The 20,277-nt window shown below is 70.8% G+C and carries 18 protein-coding genes; all 18 read right to left on the reverse strand.

From position 1 onward, the window contains the following. Positions 1-8: 8 nt before the first annotated feature. Positions 9-1,424, reverse strand: a complete 1,416-nt coding sequence (locus ACFT32_RS06160) for an aspartate aminotransferase family protein (protein ID WP_382486328.1) — start codon at positions 1,422-1,424, stop codon at positions 9-11. Continuing rightward, entirely contained in the window at positions 1,421-3,316 is a 1,896-nt protein-coding gene (dxs, locus tag ACFT32_RS06165; RefSeq protein WP_382486330.1) for a 1-deoxy-D-xylulose-5-phosphate synthase, read from the reverse strand. Before dxs ends, ACFT32_RS06160 begins: the two co-directional genes overlap by 4 nt. 28 nt (positions 3,317-3,344) lie before the next feature. Beyond that, positions 3,345-4,502 carry a flavodoxin-dependent (E)-4-hydroxy-3-methylbut-2-enyl-diphosphate synthase gene (gene ispG, locus ACFT32_RS06170; RefSeq protein ID WP_382486332.1) on the reverse strand — a complete coding sequence of 386 codons (1,158 nt, stop codon included), beginning with the start codon at positions 4,500-4,502 and terminating at the stop codon, positions 3,345-3,347. Beyond that, positions 4,499-5,530 carry an adenosyl-hopene transferase HpnH gene (hpnH, locus tag ACFT32_RS06175; protein WP_382486334.1) on the reverse strand — a complete coding sequence of 344 codons (1,032 nt, stop codon included), beginning with the start codon at positions 5,528-5,530 and terminating at the stop codon, positions 4,499-4,501. Before hpnH ends, ispG begins: the two co-directional genes overlap by 4 nt. A 5-nt stretch (positions 5,531-5,535) precedes the next feature. Then, positions 5,536-6,177: a 1-hydroxy-2-methyl-2-butenyl 4-diphosphate reductase gene (locus ACFT32_RS06180; protein ID WP_382486335.1), complete on the reverse strand. Its 642-nt coding sequence runs from the start codon at positions 6,175-6,177 to the stop codon at positions 5,536-5,538. After that, positions 6,177-8,210: a squalene--hopene cyclase gene (gene shc, locus ACFT32_RS06185; protein ID WP_382486337.1), complete on the reverse strand. Its 2,034-nt coding sequence runs from the start codon at positions 8,208-8,210 to the stop codon at positions 6,177-6,179. The genes ACFT32_RS06180 and shc overlap by 1 nt, the downstream gene beginning before the upstream one ends. A gap of 122 nt (positions 8,211-8,332) precedes the next feature. Continuing rightward, on the reverse strand, positions 8,333-9,397 hold the full coding sequence (locus ACFT32_RS06190; RefSeq protein ID WP_382487062.1) for a polyprenyl synthetase family protein: 1,065 nt from the start codon (positions 9,395-9,397) through the stop codon (positions 8,333-8,335). Between the two features lie 74 nt (positions 9,398-9,471). Further along, positions 9,472-10,884 (reverse strand): hydroxysqualene dehydroxylase HpnE, encoded by a 1,413-nt coding sequence (gene hpnE / locus ACFT32_RS06195; protein ID WP_382486339.1) that lies wholly within the window; start codon positions 10,882-10,884, stop codon positions 9,472-9,474. Then, complete coding sequence (locus tag ACFT32_RS06200) at positions 10,881-11,015, reverse strand: DUF6380 family protein (protein ID WP_382486341.1); 135 nt, start codon at positions 11,013-11,015, stop codon at positions 10,881-10,883. Before ACFT32_RS06200 ends, hpnE begins: the two co-directional genes overlap by 4 nt. Next, complete coding sequence (gene hpnD / locus ACFT32_RS06205; RefSeq protein WP_382486342.1) at positions 11,012-11,962, reverse strand: presqualene diphosphate synthase HpnD; 951 nt, start codon at positions 11,960-11,962, stop codon at positions 11,012-11,014. Before hpnD ends, ACFT32_RS06200 begins: the two co-directional genes overlap by 4 nt. Next, positions 11,959-12,861 carry a squalene synthase HpnC gene (gene hpnC, locus ACFT32_RS06210; protein ID WP_382486344.1) on the reverse strand — a complete coding sequence of 301 codons (903 nt, stop codon included), beginning with the start codon at positions 12,859-12,861 and terminating at the stop codon, positions 11,959-11,961. The genes hpnD and hpnC overlap by 4 nt, the downstream gene beginning before the upstream one ends. Before the next feature lie 359 nt (positions 12,862-13,220). Then, positions 13,221-14,000, reverse strand: coding sequence for an ABC transporter ATP-binding protein (locus tag ACFT32_RS06215; RefSeq protein ID WP_382486345.1), 780 nt, complete (start codon positions 13,998-14,000; stop codon positions 13,221-13,223). Beyond that, positions 13,993-14,922 carry an ABC transporter permease gene (locus tag ACFT32_RS06220; RefSeq protein WP_382486347.1) on the reverse strand — a complete coding sequence of 310 codons (930 nt, stop codon included), beginning with the start codon at positions 14,920-14,922 and terminating at the stop codon, positions 13,993-13,995. Before ACFT32_RS06220 ends, ACFT32_RS06215 begins: the two co-directional genes overlap by 8 nt. 103 nt (positions 14,923-15,025) lie before the next feature. Continuing rightward, complete coding sequence (locus tag ACFT32_RS06225) at positions 15,026-15,898, reverse strand: glycosyltransferase family 2 protein (protein ID WP_382487064.1); 873 nt, start codon at positions 15,896-15,898, stop codon at positions 15,026-15,028. A 5-nt stretch (positions 15,899-15,903) separates the two neighbouring features. Next, positions 15,904-16,683, reverse strand: coding sequence for a CDP-alcohol phosphatidyltransferase family protein (locus ACFT32_RS06230; RefSeq protein WP_215117296.1), 780 nt, complete (start codon positions 16,681-16,683; stop codon positions 15,904-15,906). Further along, the gene (locus ACFT32_RS06235) at positions 16,661-17,722 is read right to left on the reverse strand and encodes an iron-containing alcohol dehydrogenase family protein (protein ID WP_382486349.1); all 1,062 of its coding nucleotides are present in this window, start codon (positions 17,720-17,722) and stop codon (positions 16,661-16,663) included. Before ACFT32_RS06235 ends, ACFT32_RS06230 begins: the two co-directional genes overlap by 23 nt. Next, the gene (locus ACFT32_RS06240; protein ID WP_382486351.1) at positions 17,710-18,462 is read right to left on the reverse strand and encodes a sugar phosphate nucleotidyltransferase; all 753 of its coding nucleotides are present in this window, start codon (positions 18,460-18,462) and stop codon (positions 17,710-17,712) included. Before ACFT32_RS06240 ends, ACFT32_RS06235 begins: the two co-directional genes overlap by 13 nt. Further along, positions 18,459-20,264 (reverse strand): DUF5941 domain-containing protein, encoded by a 1,806-nt coding sequence (locus ACFT32_RS06245; RefSeq protein WP_382486353.1) that lies wholly within the window; start codon positions 20,262-20,264, stop codon positions 18,459-18,461. The genes ACFT32_RS06240 and ACFT32_RS06245 overlap by 4 nt, the downstream gene beginning before the upstream one ends. Positions 20,265-20,277 lie beyond the last annotated feature (13 nt).

Genomic DNA, 20,277 nt, shown 5'->3' on the forward strand with positions numbered 1-20,277 from the left:
CACCCCGCCTACCGGTTGGCCACCGCCTGCTTGACCAGGGTCTTCCCGAAGTCCCACACCAGACCGCCGTCGTGGGCGTCGTCCATCACGGCGGTGAAGGCGTCGACGAACCGGTCCACCTCCCGCTCGCCGATGATCAGCGGCGGGATCAGCTTGATCACCTCCATGTGGTCGCCGGAGACCTGGGTGAGGATCCGGTGCCGCTGGAGCAGCGGCACGACGACCATCTGCGCGAACAGTCCCTTGCGCGCGGCCTGGAGCATGGCCCAGCGGCTGCGCAGCTTCAGCGACTTCGGCCGGCCGAACTCGATGCCGATCATCAGTCCCCGGCCGCGGACGTCGGAGAGCATCTCGTACCGGTCCGTCAGTGCCGCCAGCCGAGATCTGAGCAGTTCCCCGGTGGCGCGGACGTTGGCCACGACCTGCTCGTTCTCCATGACCGACAGCACCGCGAGGCCCGCCGCCATGGCCTGCGCGTTGGAGCCGAAGCTCGCCGAGTGGACCAGCACCCGGTCCATGGACGAGTAGACCTTCTTGAAGATCCAGTCCTTGCCGAGCGTGGCGCCGACCGGTACATAGCCGCCGGAGAGCGCCTTGGCCACGCACACCAGGTCGGGCTCCACGCCGTCCTCGTGCTGGTAGCCGTAGAAGTCGCCGGTCCGGCCGAGGCCGGTCTGCACCTCGTCGGCGATGAGCAGCGCCTTGTGCCGGTGCAGCAGCTCCTGGGCGGCGGGCAGATAGCCGGGCGGGGCCGCCAGCACGCCCTTGCCCTGGATCGGCTCGACGATCAGCGCGGCGACATCGCCCTTCTTCAGCTCCCGTGCCAGCGCGTCGAGGTCGCCGAGCGGTACGGCCGTGTCGGGCAGCAGCGGGGCGAAGCCGTCGCGGAATCCGGACTCGCCGTTCACGGAGAGAGAGCCGGTGGTCAGGCCGTGGAAGGCGTGTGCGCAGTACAGGATCCTGGGCCTGCCGGTGACGAACCGGGCGAACTTCAGCGCTCCCTCGACCGCCTCCGTGCCGCTGTTGCCGAAGAACACCCGGTCCAGATGCGGGCTGTGCGCGAGCAGCTTCTCGGCCAGCAGGCCGGGCAGCGGCTGGCAGTCGAACCGGGTGAGGTCGGCGAGCCCGGCGTCCAGGACGTCGTGCAGTGCCTTGCGCACCACGGGGTGGTGGCGGCCGATGCCCATCACCCCGAACCCGGCGAGCATGTCGAGGTAGTCGTTGCCGTCCGCGTCGTAGAAGTAGGCGCCCTCGGCTCGCTCGTAGAACTTGTCGAAGCCGATGGTGTGCAGCATGCGCGGGAGCTGGTGGTTGAGGTACCGGGTGTGCAGCTCGTAGCGCTCGGCCGCGCGCTCGGCCAGCAGCTTGCCGAGGTCGAACTCCCCGGCCTGCGACGACTCCGACGCGGACTCGGCGGTTGTCATTCCAGTGGCTCCTTGGACAGCTCTTGCGTGACGGCCATGCTTCCGCTGATCCGTCCGGCGATCTCGACGGGTGTCAGGCCGATGTCGGCGAGCACCTCGCCGCGCTTGGCGTGCGCGAGGAACTGCTCCGGGATGCCGAAGCGCCGCACCGGTACGTCGACGTCGGCGTCCCCGAGGGCCAGTGCGACGGCCGAGCCGACCCCGGCGGCCCGGCTGTTGTCCTCGACGACGGCGACCAGGCGGTGTCCGGCGGCGAGGCCCGGGAGCGCCGGGTCGACGGGCTTGACCCAGCGCGGGTCGACGACGGTGCAGCCGATCCCGCGGGCTTCGAGCAGTTCGGCGGCCTGGAGGCAGACGGGCGCCATCACGCCCACGGCCACCAGGAGAACCTGTGGCTCCGGAGCACGGTGCAGCACGTCCAGTCCGCCCACCCGGTCCAGAGCCGGGACCGACGGGCCGACGGACTCCTTCGGGAAGCGCAGCAGGGTCGGGGCGTCGTCGACGGCGACCGCCTCGCGCAGCTGGGCGCGCAACTGGTCGGCGTCGCGCGGCGCGGCGATCCTCAGACCGGGGACGACCTGGAGGACGGACATGTCCCACATGCCGTTGTGGGAGGCCCCGTCGACGCCGGTGACCCCGGCCCGGTCCAGGACGAAGGTCACCCCGCAGCGGTGCAGGGCCACGTCCATCAGGAGCTGGTCGAAGGCGCGGTTGAGGAAGGTGGCGTAGACGGCGACGACCGGGTGCAGGCCGCCCGTCGCCAGGCCCGCCGCGGACACGGCCGCGTGCTGCTCGGCGATGCCGACGTCCCACACCCGGTCCGGGAACCGCTCGGCGAAGGCGCCGAGGCCGACCGGATGCAGCATGGCGGCGGTGATCGCCACCACGTCGTCCCGCTCCTCGCCGATCCTGACGATCTCGTCGCCGAACACCGAGGTCCAGGAGGGGCCGCCCGCCGGTGAGAGCGGCGCGCAGGTCAGCGGGTCCATGACGCCGACGGTGTGGAAGTGGTCCTCCTCGTGGGCGAGGGCGGGTTCGTAGCCGCGGCCCTTCTCGGTGAGGCAGTGGACGAGGACCGGCCCGTGGAAGCGTTTCGCGCGCCGCAGGGCGGACTCCACGGCACCGATGTCGTGCCCGTCGATCGGGCCGACGTACTTCAGGCCGAGGTCCTCGAACAGGCCCTGCGGGGCGAAGGCGTCCTTGAAGCCCTTCTTCGCTCCGTGCAGGGCCTCGTAGAGGGTGTGGCCGACCAGGGGCGTGCCCTGGAGCACGTCCTTGCCCCAGGCCAGGACCCGCTCGTAGCCGTCGGTCGTGCGCAGGGTCGCGAGGTGGTTGGCGAGGCCGCCGATGGTGGGGGCGTAGGAGCGTTCGTTGTCGTTGACGACGATGATCAGCGGCCGGTTCTTGGCGGCCGCGATGTTGTTCAGGGCCTCCCAGGCCATGCCGCCGGTCAGGGCTCCGTCGCCGATGACCGCGACGACATGGCCCTTCTCCCCCTGCACCTGGCGGGCCTTGGCCAGCCCGTCGGCCCAGCCGAGGGCCGTGGAGGCGTGGCTGTTCTCGATGACGTCGTGCTCGGACTCCTCACGCGAGGGGTAGCCGGACAGGCCGCCCTTGCCGCGCAGTTTGGAGAAGTCCTGCCGTCCCGTCAGAAGCTTGTGGACATAGCTCTGGTGGCCGGTGTCCCACAGGATGCGGTCGACCGGTGACTCGAAGACCCGGTGCAGGGCCACGGTGAGCTCCACCACGCCCAGGTTGGGTCCTAGATGGCCGCCGGTCCTGGCGACCGCGTGCACCAGGAACTCCCTGATCTCGTCGGACAGTTCACCGAGTTCCGCCTCGGACAGCGCCTTCAGATCGCGTGGTCCCCGGATGCTCTCCAGAATCGTCACGTCGGGCCCCCTTCGAATTCCGTGCTGTTCAGCTCACGGTGACGGCCGGCTCCCCCGGGCCCGTGCCGTCCTGCTCCATCTGCTCGGCGATCTTCATCGCCTCTTCGATCAGCGTCTCGACGATCTTCGACTCGGGGACGGTCTTGATGACCTCGCCCTTCACGAAGATCTGCCCCTTGCCGTTGCCGGAGGCCACCCCCAGATCGGCCTCCCGCGCCTCGCCGGGTCCGTTGACCACACATCCCATGACGGCGACCCGCAACGGCACTTCCATGCCCTCGAGTCCGGCCGTGACCTCGTCGGCGAGCTTGTAGACATCGACCTGGGCACGTCCGCAGGAGGGACAGGAGACGATCTCCAGCCTGCGCTCCCTCAGGCCCAGGGACTGCAGGATCTGGATGCCGACCTTGACCTCCTCGGCCGGCGGGGCCGACAGCGACACCCGGATCGTGTCGCCGATGCCGCGCGACAGCAGCGCGCCGAACGCCACCGCCGACTTGATCGTGCCCTGGAACGCCGGGCCCGCCTCCGTCACCCCCAGGTGCAGCGGGTAGTCGCAACTCTCGGCGAGCTGCTTGTACGCCTCGATCATCACGACCGGGTCGTTGTGCTTGACGGAGATCTTGATGTCCCGGAAGCCGTGCTCCTCGAACAGCGAGGCCTCCCACAGAGCGCTCTCCACCAGCGCCTCCGGGGTCGCCCTGCCGTACTTCTGGAGCAGCCGCCGGTCCAGCGACCCGGCGTTGACGCCGATCCGGATCGGCGTGCCGTGGTCCTCGGCGGCCTGCGCGATCTCCTTGATCCGGTCGTCGAACTGCTTGATGTTGCCGGGGTTGACGCGGACGGCCGCGCAGCCCGCCTCGATGGCCGCGAACACGTACTTCGGCTGGAAGTGGATGTCCGCGATCACCGGGATCTGAGACTTGCGCGCGATGGTCGCGAGCGCGTCCGCGTCGTCCTGGGTCGGGCAGGCGACCCGGACGATCTGGCAGCCGGACGCGGTGAGTTCGGCGATCTGCTGCAGGGTGGCGCCGATGTCCGACGTACGGGTCGTCGTCATCGACTGCACCGACACCGGGGCCCCGCCCCCGACCTCCACCGGACCGACCTGGATCCGGCGCGAGGCGCGCCGCTCCGCGATCGGCCGGGCCGGCACCTCGGGGACACCCAGCGAAACGGCGGTCATGGCTTCTGCTCCCGGTTCCCGGAGACCGTCTCGCGCATGGCGCGCAGGGACTCCTTCAGCGATCCCATGGTGGCGAGCACGGCGGTGGGCTCATAGCCGCAGTGCGCCATGCAGTTGGCGCAGCGCGGGTCCTTGCCGCGTCCGTACTTGTCCCAGTCGGTGTCCTCGACCAGCTCCCGGTACGTCGGCACGTACCCGTCGCTCATCAGGTAGCAGGGGCGCTGCCAGCCGAACAGCGAGTAGTTCGGGATCGCCCACGCGGTGCACGGGAAGTCGACCTTGCCCTCCAGGAAGTCCAGGAAGAGCGGGGAGTGGTTGAGCCGCCAGCGCCGCCGGTTGCCGCCCGCGAAGGCCTTCTTGAACAGCTCGCGGGTCTGCTCCACGCCGAGGAAGTGCTCCTGGTCGGGGGCCTTCTCGTAGGCGTAGGCGGGCGAGATCATCATCTCGTCGACCTTGAGGTCGTCGTTGAGGAAGTTCAGCACCTCGATGATGGTCTGCGGGGTGTCGGTGTTGAAGAAGGTCGAGTTGGTGGTCACCCGGAAGCCGCGCCGCTTGGCCTCCTTGATGGCCTCCACGGCCTCGTCGAAGACGCCCTCCTTCGCCACCGACTCGTCGTGCCGCTCGCGCAGCCCGTCGATGTGCACCGCGAAGGCGAAGTAGGGGGAGGGCTTGAACTTGTCCATCTTCTTGCGCATGAGCAGCGCGTTGGTGCACAGGAAAACGTACTTCCGCCTGGCCACCAGCTGACGCACGATCTCGTCGATCTGCGGGTGCATCAGGGGCTCGCCACCGGCGATGGACACCATGGGGGCACCGGACTCCAGCACCGCTCCGACCGCCTGCGCGACCGGCATCCGCTGCTTGAGCACCCCGGCCGGGTGCTGGATCTTGCCGCACCCCTCGCACTTGAGGTTGCAGGCGAACAGCGGCTCCAGCTCGACGATCAGCGGGAACTTGTCCCGCCGGCGGAGCTTCTGTTCAGCCAAGTATGTAGCGACCTTGATGGACTGTCGAAGCGGCATGGCCATCTGGCTCACCTCCTGGGGAGCAGCAAGGAACGGTGCCATTCGAAGAAAGCGGGAAGGACGGAACGAAGAACACGGAAAGCTGATATTCCACCGCGCACCGTGCCGATCCGGACGAGTTCATGTTCTGGAGCGTCCACGACCACCCGGACGGCCGCAACCGGGCGCTCGCCCGCGCGCACGGCGCTCAGGAGCGTGACGGCGGACTCCATGTCGACCGCGATCGCGCCGGTGGCGCGGAGAGCGGACCGTTCGGGACCGCGTACGACGTGGTCGGAGCCGGTGAGCGGCCCGGTGTGCACGGTCCGCCCGGGTACCGCCCGGGCCAGCTCCTTGACCAGCAGCTCGGTCCCGACGCAGGCGGTCGTGCCACGTGGGTCGCGGGTCTCCTCGGCGACGACCAGGTCACCGGGGTGCATGCCGGGCGCGAGGCCCGCGCAGAAGCCGGTGGCGAGGACGGCGGCGTCGCGCAGGGCCGGATCGGCGAGCATCCGGGTGACGGACCGCTCGGCCGCCGCCGGTCCCATGCCGGTGCGCAGCACGGTGACCGGCCCGCCGGCGCCGCCTCGGTCACCCGCGCGCAGAGCGAGCTGCTCGATGCCGAGCGCGCAGGCGATCAGCAGCGGCACCGGGGCGGGCGGGGTGCTCATCAGCTCCCCTCGGCCTCGGTGAACGGCCTCCCGGCCGCACCGCTCCCCTTGTGCCGGTCGGCGAAGGGCTCCCCATGGACGTACCGGCCGAGCGCGGTGAGCGGGAACACCTGCCGGTAGAGGTGGTAGTTGATCGAGAAGTCCCACGGGAAGCCCGTCCCCGTGAAGTAGGGCTCGTCCCAGGAACCGTCCTCCCGCTGGGTGGCGGCGAGCCACTCCACGCCGCGTTCGACGGCCTTGGAGTCCCGCTCCCCCGCCGCGAGCAGGGCCATCAGCGCCCACGCCGTCTGGGAAGCGGTCGAGGCGCCCTTGCCGCTCCACTCCTTGACGTCCTTGTAGGAGCGCAGGTCCTCGCCCCAGCCGCCGTCGTCGTTCTGCACCGACTCCAGCCAGGCCACGGCCCGCCGGATCGCCGGGTGCGCGGCGGGGAGGCCCGCGGCCACCAGGGCGGGTACGACGGACCCAGTGCCGTAGACGTAGTTGACGCCCCAGCGCCCGAACCACGAGCCGTCCGGTTCCTGTTCGGCCAGCAGCCACTCGATGCCGCGCCGGGTGCGCGGGTGGTGGGCGAGTCCCTCCACCGCGAGCATCTCGACGACGTGCGCGGTGACGTCGGCGGAGGGCGGGTCGATGACCTCGCCGAAGTCGCAGAACGGCAGCCGGTTCGGGAACGGGCTGGTGTTGTCGACGTCGAAGGCGGCCCACGCGCCGTTCTTCGACTGCATGCCGAGGGTCCAGCGCATACCGCGCCCGATGGCCTTGTCCAGCTTCTCCGGGTCGTGGTGCGTGATCCGGCGCAGCGCGAGGATCACCTCGGCGGTGTCGTCGATGTCGGGGTAGTTGTCGTTGTGGAACTCGAACGCCCAGCCGCCGGGCGGAAGTTGGGGCCGCTTGACGGACCAGTCGCCGGGTCTGACGATCTCCTCGCCCAGCATCCAGTCCGCGGCTTTCACCAACTGGGGGTGGTCGGCGGGCAGTCCGGCGTCGGCGAGCGCGATCGCGGCGAGGCAGGTGTCCCAGACGGGCGACTGGCAGGCCTCGATCATCCGGGCCCCGTCCTCGCGCCACACGGCGAACCGGTCCAGGGACGCCAGTCCCTCCCGCATCACGGGGTGCTGGAGGTCGTAGCCGAGCAGGTGCAGGGCGATGATCGAGTACACGGCGGGCGGCTGGATTCCGCCCCAGCAGCCGTCGTTCTCCTGCCGTTCGACGATCCAGCGGGCGGCGCTGTTCATGGCGGCTCTGCGCAGCCGGCGCGGGGCGACCTTCCGCAGGGCGTGCAGGCCCTTGTCCATCCGCTGGAAGGCTCCGTCCCAACTGGCCACCGGGGCCAGGGGCTTGGCGGGGTTCGGGGCGGCCGGGTCGGTATGCAGCTCGTCGAGCGGGAAGGGCGCGGGGCGTACCGGCCGCTTGGCGGAGACGATCGTCAGCGGCACGATGGTCTGCCGGGCCCAGCAGCCGAAGTCGTAGATGTTGAGCGGCAGCCACTTCGGGAACCAGATGAGTTCCGGGGGGAGTTCGGGCAGGTCCTCCCACTTCCACCAGCCGAACAGGGCCAGCCAGATCCTTGTGAAGACCCGGGCGGCGGCGATGCCGCCCCGCTCGCGGATCCAGGCGGAGGCCTTGGCCATGTGGGGCGCGTCGGGCGCGTCACCGGCCAGGCGGAGGGCGACGTAGGCCTCGATGCTGGCGGAGAGCTCGCCGGGGCCGCCGTAAAAAGTTGCCCAGGCGCCGTCGTCACGCTGCTCGCCGCGGATGAAGAGGGCCGCGGCCCGGGTGGTCTTCTCGTCGCGGATGCCGAGGAACTGACGGAGCAGCAGGTCCTCGGCGTCCATCGTGACGTTGGTCTCGAGGTCGCCCTTCCACCAGCCCTCGGCGTCCTGGCGGGAGAGCAGGAAGTCGGTGGCGAGCCGGGCGGCACGTGCGGCGGCTTCTGGTACCCCGGCCGCCGCGGGGATGTCGGTGTCGTGTTCGCTGGCCGCGGCGGCTCGGGGTGGCAGGGCCCCGGTGCTTCCGTCGGTCGTCGCTGTCATGGCTTCCCCTTCGTGCAGTGGTGCATGGTGTGCAGCTGCTGTGGGTCCGCCGTCGGCCGGTGCTCCGTGCTGTCTCGCGGCACCGGCCGGCGACTACGCGAGGGCTATTCGACCGATAGTGATCATCTCTTTCGTACGACGACGAAGTCGGCGAGCGCCGCGAACTGGTCCCGCACCCGGTCGGGCATGTCGACGGCATCGAGGGCTTCGATGGCGATGGTGTGCTGGCGGCGTGCCTCTTCGGCGGTCCACTCGCGGCCGCCCGCTTCCTCGATGAGGGCGGCGCGGGCCGCGAACTCCTCCTCGGAGAAGTTCTCGAAGTCGCTCGCCTTGGCGTCGGCGGCGAGGATCTCGCCGAGCCGCTCGGAGGCGGAGCCGCCCGCCGCGAGGGCGGCCACGACCGGCAGCGACTTCTTGCGCTGGCGCAGGTCGCTCCAGGTCTGCTTGCCGGTGGAGACCGGGTCGCCCCAGATGCCGAGGAGGTCGTCGACGGCCTGGAAGGCGAGGCCCAGGTGGTAGCCGTACTTCTCCAGCGTGTCGGCGGTGCGGTCGTCGGCGCCGCCGAGCACCGCGCCGATGGAGCTGGCGCTGGCGAGCAGGGCGCCGGTCTTGTTGCCCTCCATCTCCAGGCACTCCTCGACGGTGACGCGGTCGCGGTGCTCGTAGGAGATGTCCTGGGCCTGACCGTCGATCAGGGCGCGGCTGGCGGTGGTCAGACGGCGGGTGGCGCGGCCGGCCTCGACGGTGCCGAGTTCGAGGAGCACCTCGTTGGCGAGGGCGAACAGGGCGTCGCCGACCAGGATGGCCTGCGCGGGGCCGTGCACCTTCCAGACGGTGTCGCGGTGACGGCGCTGCTCGTCGCCGTCCATCAGGTCGTCGTGGAGGAGGGAGAAGTTGTGGACGAGTTCCACGGCGACGGCGCCGGGAATGCCGGTCTCGGGGGCGGCGGACATGACCTCGGCGGAGAGCACCGCGAGTGCGGGGCGCACGGCCTTGCCGCCGTCCCCCTCCGTGGGCCTGCCCTGGGCGTCGATCCATCCGAAGTGGTAGGCGGCAACAGTGTCCATGGGAGGTGCCAGGCGGTCGATGGCCGCCCGCAGGACCGGCATGGCCAGGGTCCGACCGCGCTCCAGGAGCGCGGCCACGTCCACCGCGGTCTCTCGAGCGGCCGTCGAGGCCGGGGGCACAGTGGGCACAGTCTCTCCTCTTGTTGCGGTACCGGAGGTGCGGGGGCCGCCTGCCGTGTGGTGCTGGTCGAGCATCACGCCGCCTCCTCGAACTCGAAGAGGTGGCGTGGGCGGGGCCGGCCCAGGGCGCCCAGCACGGCGTCCGCCGCACCGACGCCGCTGCGGACCGCACTCTCCATGGTCGCGGGCCACCCGGTGGCGGTCCACGCTCCGGCCAGGTAGAGGCCGGATGCCTTGGTGCGGGCGCCGGGCCTGAGGCGCCCGACGCCGGGGGTGGGAGCGAAGGTCGCGGTGCGCTCCCGGGTGACGAAGAAGTCCTTCACCTCTGCGCCGCGGGTCAGGGGCAGCAGCCGCTCCAGCTCGGGCAGGTACCGCTCGCGCAGCACGGCCACGGGTTCGTCGATCTCGTCCTGGGCCGCCGACTGGGACAGGGCCAGGTACTGCCCCTCGCGCAGCCCCGACGCCTCGGTGCGGTCGAAGACCCACTGCACCGGGGAGCCGAGGGCGGTGAAGAACGGCCGGGCGAGCACCTTCCGGTCGTACACCACATGGACGTTGAGGATCGGCGCGGTGCCGATCTCCAGGAGCCGCTCGGGGGCGTCCAGCGCGCCCTCGGGCAGCAGGTCGTAGGCCTCGCGCTGCGGTACGGCGAACACCACCGCGTCGGCCTCCAGCGTCTCGCCGGGAACCTGGACGCTCCACCCGCCGTGCGTGTTCTCGACGACGGAGGTGACTCGTGTCCGGATCTCGGTGCGGACGCCCGCGGAGTCGAGCGCCTTGCGGGCCAGCCGGTCGTGCAGCTCGCCGAGCGGGACATGCGCCCAGCCGATGTCGGCCGCGCCCGGGTCGGACAGCAGACCGGTCTTGAACACCATCGCGGCGAGGCCCAGGGAGGCGTCGCCCGCGACCGCGTTGAGGGTGGCGACCCCGACCAGATCCCACAGGGCCGCGACGGCACGCTCCGACTGGCCGTGCGCGGCCAGCCAGCTGCCGAAGTCCTGCGCGTCCAGCGCCGGATCGGCGAGGTCGAGTCCCTTGAGCGCGAGCGCGGCCCGGCCCACCTTGGCACGGTCGGCGAGCGACAGGTGCGGATAGGTGGCGAGGCTGCGCCCCAGATGCAGGGGCACGGGCAGCGCGTCGCGCCGCAGCCTGCCGAGCCGGCGTCCCTCGGGCCGCGCGACGTCGAGGACGGGTACGTCGAGCCGGTCCTGCAGCGGAGCCAGCGCCGCTCCCTCGATGCGGTCGAGGAACCAGCGGTAGGCGGTGCAGCAGCGCAGGTACACATGCTGTCCGTTGTCGACGGTCAGATCGCCGCGCTGGAAGGAGAAGGCCAGCCCGCCGAGTCTCGGCCTGCCCTCCAGCAGCGTGACACGCACTCCGGCGTCGGCGAGCGCGAGCGCGGTGGTGACACCGGCGAGCCCGCCGCCCACCACGACGGTGTGCCGCCCGTCCGCGACCGGCCCCTGGGACCGCGTGCCGTGGGTCATCGCGCACCCTCCCCTGCGCGGCGGCCGTGCGGCTCGAACGACGCACGGCCGGCCATCTCAGTCAGGGACGCCGCCCCGCGCCGGAGGGTTGCCCGCCGCTTTCTGCCGATGGCGGCTCCTTTGTCCCTCACGCACGCCTCCTGACGGCCCGTCGCGTCGCATGCCGGGCGTCCAGGCCGGACAGGCCGCGTACGGCGACGTATGCCTTCTCCCGGCCGGGGAGGGAGACGCGGCCGCGCAGCACTGCCTCCGGGTCGCGCTCGATACGGTCGAGGAGGCGGCGGTAGATGCCGGCCATGGCGGCGACACAGGCGCCGCTGCGCCGGTCGAGCATGGGGAGCAGCCGGTAGCCCTCGGCGAAGAGAGCGCGGGCCCGTCGCACTTCGAAGTGCACGAGGCCCGCGAAGTCGGAGCCCTCCGGTGGCCGCGGCCCGCTGAAGCCGGCCGAGCAGCCGAACTTGGCGAGGTCGTCGGCGGGCAGGTAGGTGCGCCCGCCCACGGCGTCCTCGCGCACGTCTCTGAGGATGTTGGTGAGCTGAAGCGCGAGCCCGAGCGTGTCGGCATACTCGGGCGCGCGGTCGACGCCGCGCGCCCCCGGCTCCGTGCCGAACACCCCGAGCGAGAGGCGGCCGATGGCGCCCGCTACACAGCGGCAGTAGACCTTCAGGTCGTCCCAGGTCTCGTAGGTCTCGCCCCGGACGTCCATCAGGACGCCGTCGATGAGTTCGTCGAGGCCGCTCAGCGGGATCGGGAAGGCCCCGGCGGCGTGCGTGAGCGCGACGGCGACGGGGTCGATGTCGTCCTCGTCGACCTCGCCCTCCCGGATCCGGGTGAGCAGCGCCCGGGTCTCCTCCATCCTGGCGACCTTGACATCGTGGGCGAGCGCGCCGTCGCCGATGTCGTCCACTCGCCGCGAGAACGCGTACAGCGCCGACATCGCACGGCGCTGAGGCGTCGGCAGCAGCCGGATGCCATAGGCGAAGTTACGGGCCTGCCGCCCCGTGACGGCCTCGCAGTAGCTGTAGGCGGCGAGTACCGGTGGGGACGCGTGTGGTTCCGGCTCCACGGTCCGGATCACCCCTCTCCTCGCAGAGTCACGCCCACCTCACGCAGCAACCGGACCTTGCCGGGCTCGGGCGGGCCGGGAAGTACGTCGTATTCGGCGGCGGCGATCGCGTGGACGGCCGCCCTTCCCCCCGCCACGAACCCTGCGAGCAGCAGCTTCAGCCTGCCGTGGACGCTACCCACCAGGGGGGCGCCTTCATTCAGGAGATCCCGGGCCCTTTGCGCTTCATACGCAATCAACGCACGGACCGACGCTCCGGCAGACTTCGTGGCGAGATCCGCCTCCTGGACGTGAAAACGCTTCATGTCGGCGGCGGGCAGGTAGATACGGTCGCGGCCGAGGTCCTCGGCCACGTCCTGAAGGTGCTCGACGATCTGCAGGGCCGTGCAGATCATGTCGGAGCGGCGGATCCGCTCGGGCGTCGAGGTGCCGGTGACGGAGAGGACGAGACGGCCGACGGGGTTGGCCGAGAGCTCGCAGTAGGCGAGGAGGTCGTCGTAGGTCTCGTACCGGCTGACCAGCTGGTCCTGGCGGTTGGCGGCGATCAGGCCGAGGAACGGTTCCGGGGTCAGCGAGCAGCGGCGGACGGCGGGCTGGAGGCGGCGCAGCAGGGGGTGGCGCGGGGTCGAGTCGAAGACCCTGCTCAGGTCGGCCTCGAAGGCGTCCAGCAGGACGAGCCGGTCCTCGGCGTCCGGCGGGGACACGCCGAGCAGCCGGGCGTCGGCGCCACCGGGGGCGAGGTCGCCGTCGCCGATGTCGTCGACCAGACGGGCGAAGCCGTAGACGGCCATGAGGTCGGTGCGCCAGGCCCGGGGCAGGAAGAACGGGGCCACCGGGAAGTTCTCGCCCGCGGCCTTGTCGAGAATGCCGCGCTCCGGGTCGAGGGCGCGCGCCGTGCCGGTTCCCGTCACCGCCGGCTGCCCGGCGCGGGGACGGCACGTGCTGCGTGGAGCTGGGGAGTATCCGTAGCCATCGCCGTCACATCTCCCGTTCTACACTGCCGACCCAATACACACTATTTCGGACACGCCGCCCAGCCGTCCGCACGGCTGCCCGACGGGCGGTGTCGCGCATTATCGCCCTGATTGCCGTGTTTCGGGACCTGTACAGCTTACGTTGTACAACGTGTCGCGGTCCGCCAGGGTGTCCCGCACATCACGAGAACACACCGATTGGCCCCAAGCTTCCTGAGATGGACCGGAGTTGACGTTTCCTTTGCAGACGCGGGGCCCCGCCGGAACAGTTGCGGCGGGGCCCTGGCCGATCCGGGCTACTTGCCCGTGAACTTCTCGTACTCCTTGAGGACCTCGTCGGTCGGGCCGTCCATCCGCAGCTCACCGCGCTCCAGCCACAGGACGCGGTCGCAGGTGTCGCGGATCGACTTGTTGTTGTGGCTGACCAGAAACACCGTGCCGGCTTCCTTGCGCAGCTCCCGGATGCGGTCCTCGGAGCGCTTCTGGAACTTGCGGTCACCGGTGGCCAGGGCCTCGTCGATCATCAGGACGTCGTGGTCCTTGGCCGCGGCGATGGAGAAGCGGAGCCGGGCCGCCATGCCGGAGGAGTAGGTGCGCATGGGCAGGGTGATGAAGTCGCCCTTCTCGTTGATGCCGGAGAAGTCGACGATCTGCTGGTAGCGGTCCTTGATCTCCTCGCGGGACATGCCCATGGCGAGCCCGCCCAATATGACGTTCCGCTCGCCGGTGAGGTCGTTCATCAGGGCCGCGTTGACACCGAGCAGCGAGGGCTGGCCATCGGTGTAGACCTTGCCCTGCTCGGCGGGCAGCAGGCCGGCGATGGCACGCAGCAGGGTCGACTTGCCGGAGCCGTTGGAGCCGATCAGGCCGATGGCCTCGCCGCGGTAGGCGACGAAGGAGACCCCGCGCACGGCGTGCACCTTGCGGACCCCGCGTTCCTCGCCGCGCTTGAGGATGCGGCTGAGCGCGGCCGTGGCGCTGCCCTTGCCGCTCTTGGCGCCGTTGACGCGGTAGACGATGTGCAGATCGTCGGCGACGACGGTGGGGATCCGTGCGTCCTGCTTCTGCTCAGCCACGGCCGTACCTCTCCTCCGCCTTCCAGAAGTACACGAAGCCGCCCACGGCGATGAGCACGGCCCAGGCGCCCGCGGCCGCCCAGACGTGGTCGGGAAGGTACCGGGAGCCGTAGTCGTCGATGAGGGAGAAGCGCATCAGGTCCATGTAGATCGCGGCCGGGTTCCACTGCAGCACGTTCGAGATCCAGGCCGGCTTGGACTCGAGGAAGATCGGGATGGAGAACATCACCCCGGACGCGTACATCCACGTCCGCATCACGAACGGCATCAGCTGCGCGAGGTCGGGGGTCTTGGCGCCCGCCCGGGCCATGATCAGCGCGAGGCCGGTGTTGAAGCAGAACTGCAGGACGAGCACCGGCACGATCAGCAGCCAGGACAGGTCGGGGTAGTTGCCGAAGCCGATCGTGATGGCGAACAGCACGATCATCGAGAACAGCAGCTGCTGGAGTTGCTGCAAGGCGAAGGAGATCGGCAGGGAGGCGCGCGGGAAGTGCAGGGCGCGGACCAGGCCGAGATTGCCGGAGATCGCACGCACGCCCGCCATCACCGAGCTCTGCGTGAAGGTGAACACGAACACGCCCGTGACCAGGAACGGGATGTACACCTCGCGGCTCATGCCCCGGTCGGCTTCCAGGAGCATGCCGAAGATGAAGAAGTACACGGCCGCGTTCAGCAGCGGTGTGGCCACCTGCCACAGCTGGCCGAGCTTGGCCTGGCTGTACTGGGCGGTCAGCTTCGCGCGGGAGAAGGCGAGGATGAAGTGCCGCCGGTCCCAGAGCTGACGGACGTACTCGATGAGGGACGGCCGGGCGCCGCTGACGCTCAGCCCGTGCCTGGCGGCGAGTTCACTCGCCGTGAGTCCCTCGTCGGGCGCCGCGGACGCGCTCACCGCGACCGGGGCATCGTGCGTTGTCTCACTCACTAGTGGAAACTTTCGTCTTCGAGATGCGTGGCCTGTGCGGGCCTGCATGAGCCGGGGGCCAGGGTACGGCCCGGGTGCTCCCGGATACCCGGATACGAGCTTGTCAGATGACGGGGGGCCGGCCCAGCCGGGTCAGCCGCCACACCGTACGCCACTTCATGGGCCGCCGGGGTCCGCACGGGGTCGTCCAGCCCTCGCGGAATCCGCCGAGCCAGGCCCGCAGGGCGGGGCGGGAGGGACGGCGTACGAGGGTGAGCAGCAGCCAGACGCCGAGGTAGACCGGGACGAGCGGTGCGGGGAGGTTTCTGCGGGCCAGCCAGACGCGGTTGCGGGCGACCATGCGGTGGTAGACCGCGTGCCGCGAGGGAGCGGTGGTCGGGTGGTACAGCACCATGTCGGACCGGTAGTCGATCATCCAGCCCGCGTCGAGGGCCCGCCATGCCAGGTCGGTTTCCTCGTGGGCGTAGAAGAACTCGTCCGGCAGTCCGCCGACCTCGGCGAAGACCCGGGTGCGGACGGCGTTGGCTCCGCCGAGGAACGTGGTGACGCGCGAGGAGCGCATCGGGTCGGCGGCGCGCAGCCGGGGCACATGGCGGCGCTGGGTGACGCCGTTCTCGGGGTCGGCTATGCGGAAACTCACGATGCCGAGCTTCGGGTCGGCCTCGAAGGCCTTCCGGCACAGCGCGGCGGTGTCGTGGCTCGCGAGCAGCCCGTCGTCGTCCAGGAAGAGCAGGACGTCGACGTCCCGGCCGGCCGGGCCGAAGGCCTCGATGCCGACGTTGCGGCCGCCGGGGATGCCGAGGTTCTCGGGCAGTTCGATGGTGCGGACGCCCTCGGGGACGTCCGGGACGGGCGAGCCGTTGCCGACGACGACCACCTCGACCGGGTCGCCGTCCTGCTTGGCGACCGAGTCGAGGAGGGCGCGCAGTTCATCGGGGCGGTTGCCCATGGTGATGATGACGGCGCCGACCTTCATGCCGCTCACTTCAGCCTGCTCGAAGCAAGGATCGACACGAGGTGCAGCAGGGTCTGCACCAGCGCGATGCCGGCCAGCACCGCCACGCCGAGCCGCGAGAAGAACAGGTCGCCGCGGGCCTGGTCGACGATCGCCAGCACCAGGATCAGCAGGGACGCCTCGATGCCGAGGATCAGCCGGTGGAACTTCAGGGCGCCGGCGGCCCTGCGGGCCAGCGCCATGCCGGAGGAGCGCATCTCGGAAGCGGCCTCCTTGACCGGCGGCTTTCCGGCCTGGTGCCGGGCGACGCCGACGAGGTCCGTCTCGGCCTTGATCAGGATGGCGCCGAGGGCGGCCAGGGTGCCGAGGAACGCCCACAGCCAGTCGATCCGGCCGCTGCCCCACAGGTCGGCGGCGCGCAGGCCGAAGCCGACGAGCACGGCGGCGTCGGTGAGGTAGGCGCCGACCCGGTCGAGGTAGACGCCGTTGAGCGAGTACTGCTTCTTCCAGCGCGCGATCTCGCCGTCGACACAGTCCAGCAGGAGATACATCTGGACCATGACGACGCCCAGCACCGCGCCCGCGATCCCCGGCACCAGCAGGGCCGGGGCCGCGAGCACGCCGAAGACGGTCATCAGGTAGGTGAGCTGGTTGGGCGTGACCCTGGTGTTGACCAGGTAACGGTCGACCCGCAGGGACACCTCACGCATGTAGAGGCGTCCCATCCAGTGCTCACCGCTGCGCCGGTCCTTCACCCCCGCGGGGTGAACGACGGGGCGGAGTTCAGCTACCGATGGCCTTGACATAGTCGGCGTAGATGTCCTTGATCTGTTCGGTGTTCAGGTCGAGGTGTTCGAGGATGGTGTAGCGGCCGGGCCGGGTCTCCGGGGCGAACTCGACGGCCTTGACGAACTCGTCCGTCGTGAAGCCGATCTCGTCCGGCAGCACGGGCAGCCCGTGCCGGCGCAGTACCTCGGCCATGTAGGCCGACTCCTCGTGGGCTCCGCGCAGCCACATCGCGAAGGCCGCGCCCAGTCCGCACTGCTCGCCGTGGGCGGCGGCCCGCTTCGGGTAGAGCAGGTCGAAGGCGTGGTTGATCTCGTGGCACGCCCCGGAGGACGGCCGTGAGTCGCCCGACACCGACATGGCGATGCCGCTGAGGACCAGCGCCTCGGCGAGCACCTGGAGGAAGTCGTTGTCGCCGATGCCGCCGGGGTGCCGGAGCACGGCCTCGCCGGCCTGGCGGGCCATGGCCGCGGCGAGGCCGTCGATGCGCTCGCCCTTGACGCGGTTGGCCAGCTCCCAGTCGGCGATCGCCGAGATGTTGGAGACGGCGTCACCGATGCCGGCGCGGACGAAACGGACCGGGGCCTCACGGATGACGTCCAGGTCGATGACGACCGCGATCGGGTTCGGCACACCGTACGAGCCGCGGCCCGCGTCGTTGTCGAGGGTGGCGACCGGCGAGCACAAACCGTCGTGCGCGAGGTTCGTCGGCACGGCGACCAGGGGCAGGCCGACGCGTGCCGCGGCGAACTTGGCGCAGTCGATGATCTTGCCGCCGCCGAGACCCACGACCGCGTCGTAGTGGCCGGCCTTTATGTCGCTCGCCAGCCGGACCGCGTCGTCGAGGGTGCCGCCGCCGACCTCGTACCAGGTGGCGCCGGGCATGCTCGGCGAGATGCGCTCGCGCAGCCTGGCGCCGGAGCCGCCGCTGACGGCGACGGCGAGGCGGCCGGAGTGCGAGATGCGCTCGTCGGCGAGGACACAGGCCAGGTCGTCGAGGGCACCCGGGCGGATGTCCACGACGAGCGGGGAGGGGATGAGACGGGTCAGTACTGGCACGCGATCTCCCGTCCGCGGGCGAGATCGTCGTGGTTGTCGATCTCCACCCACTTGACGTCGCCGATCGGCGCCACGTCGATACGGAAGCCGCGGTTCACGAGCTCCTGGTAGCCGTGCTCGTAGAACTGCTGCGGGTCGGTCTCCCACACGGTCTTGAGCGCGTCGGCCAGTTCGGGGGCCGCGTCGCCCTCGATGAGGGTGACGCCGATGTACTCGCCGGTGGCCTCGGCGGGGTCCATCAGCTTGGTGATCTTCGTCATGCCCTTCCCGGGGTCGACGACGACCTTCATCTCCTCGTCGGCCAGGTCCTTGACCGTGTCCAGGGCGAGGATGATCTTCTTGCCGTCGCCGCGGGCGGCGAGCAGCGTCTTCTCGACGGAGACCGGGTGGACGGTGTCGCCGTTGGCGAGGATCACCCCGTCCTTGAGGGCGTCACGCCCGCACCACAGGGAGTAGGCGTTGTTCCACTCCTCGGCCTTGTCGTTGTCGATGAGGGTGAGCTTGACGCCGTACTTCTGCTCCAGCGCCTCCTTGCGCGCGTACACGGCCTCCTTGCGGTAGCCGACGATGATGCCGACCTCGGTGAGGCCGACCTCCGCGAAGTTGGCGAGGGTCAGGTCGAGAACCGTGGGTTCGCCCTCTATGCCCGCAGGACCCACCGGCACCAGAGCCTTGGGAAGGACATCGGTGTAGGGGCGCAGACGCCGTCCGGCGCCGGCCGCCAGCACGAGGCCGATCATGCGGGTTCTCCTTCATCGTGTACGGCGGGCGCCCCTGCGGACACCCAGAAGCGGATGCTCTCCAGGAGCACCACCAGGGCCACGGCCACGGCCAGAGCCGTGAGCGCGACCGTGAACTGCGAGGCGGTGAGCAGCGCGGCGAGGACGGTGACGAGCAGCGTCCGTCCCTCGTGCCCCCCGATGGAACGCACCAGCCAGGCCGGGGGCGCTCCGGCGTTGCCGCGGATGCGGTACACCGTGTCGTAGTGATGGTAGGCGACCGCGGCCACCAGCCCGAAAGCCGCAGGAAGGGCTCCGTTCACGTCGGCTTTGGCTGCCAGGACGAGGACGGTGCCGTATTCGGCGGCGCGCAGGAACGGGGGGACCAGCCAGTCGAGGGCGCCCTTGAGAGGGCGGGCGACGGCGAGGCCCGAGGTCAGGGCGTAGACGACGGCGGCGACGATCGGCCACGGTCCGCCGAAGCCGGTCAGGGCGGCCGTGAGGACGACGGCGAGGCCGCCGAAGAAGGCGACGACGGGGGCCGTGAAGCCCGGCAGCCCGCGGGCGGGCTTCTTGAGCGCCTCGGCGAAGCCCTGGGCGAGCGGACCGCTGTCCGCGAGGTCGGCGAGCGCCCCGGCCGCCCGGTCGGTCCGCCGGGCCTTGCGGGTCAGGGAGCGCAGCACCCGGCCCGCCGTGGTGTAGGTCGCCGCGAAGGCGCAGCCGATGAGCAGTGCGTAGAAGGTGATACGAGGAGTCGTGGCCGCCGTGAGGATCGCGATCATCGCCCAGCGCTCGCCGATCGGCAGGACGATCATCCGGCGGATCCACACCGTCCAGCCGACGCTGTCGAGCTTGTCCGAGAGCGCGGCGGTGGGGCTGGTGTTGGCGGTGGCGTCGTGGTTGGCCTCGTTGAAGGAGAAGTCCACGACGTGCCGGCAGGTCTGGAGGACCATCGCGCCGAGGGCGAGGGCCCAGACGTCGTCTCCGCCGCGGGCTGCTCCCAGGGCGAGGCCGGCGTAGTAGGCGTACTCCTTGGCCCGGTCGAAGGTGGCGTCGAGCCAGGCGCCGAGCGTGGAGTACTGCAGGGAGTAGCGGGCGATCTGGCCGTCGACGCAGTCCAGTACGAAGGACGCGATCAGCAGGACGCCGGCCGCGACGAAGCCGCCGCGGGTGCCGGTGGCCGCGCAGGCCGCCGCTATGAGCGCGGTGAGGAGCGAGGCGGTGGTGACCTGGTTCGGGGTCAGGCCGCGGCGGGCGCACCAGCGGGCGATGTAGCGGGAGTACGGGCTGATGCAGTAGGTGGTGAAGAAGCCGTCGCGGGACTTCACGGCCGACTTCAGGCGTACGGCCTCGTCGTCGACGGACGTCAGGTCCTGCCGTGCCTCGTTGCGGGCCTGCGGGTCGGCGGGGACGGCGGCGACGAGGCTGCCCAGCTCGGGGCGGTGCACTTCGGTGCCGTCGCTGTCCAGGGCGGTGAGGATGCGGTCGGCGAGGCTGTCGACCAGGGTGGTGCCGCCGCCCGCGGAGTTCTCGCGGGCCATCGCCCGGGTGAGGGCCTGGCGGCCGGCCGGCTGGGCGGTGACGGCGCCGGGGATCGCGGCGAGCGGGAAGCGGGGGTCGGTGAGGCCGAGCCGCAGCGCGTGCACATGCCCCACGAACCGGGCGTCGACCAGGGCGACCCGCTCCTCGCCCGGCACCGCGGCGAGCAGGGTCTCGGCCTCGGCGGTGTCGGCCGCGCTCCGCACGTCGAAGCCGAGGGATCGCAGGTCGGCCTCGATCGACGATCCGGGGACCGGCTGACCGGTGAGGATGGCGGTCGACAACCGAATTCACTCC

The sequence above is a fragment of the Streptomyces sp. NPDC057002 genome (assembly GCF_042673825.1).
Lineage (GTDB): Bacteria > Actinomycetota > Actinomycetes > Streptomycetales > Streptomycetaceae > Streptomyces.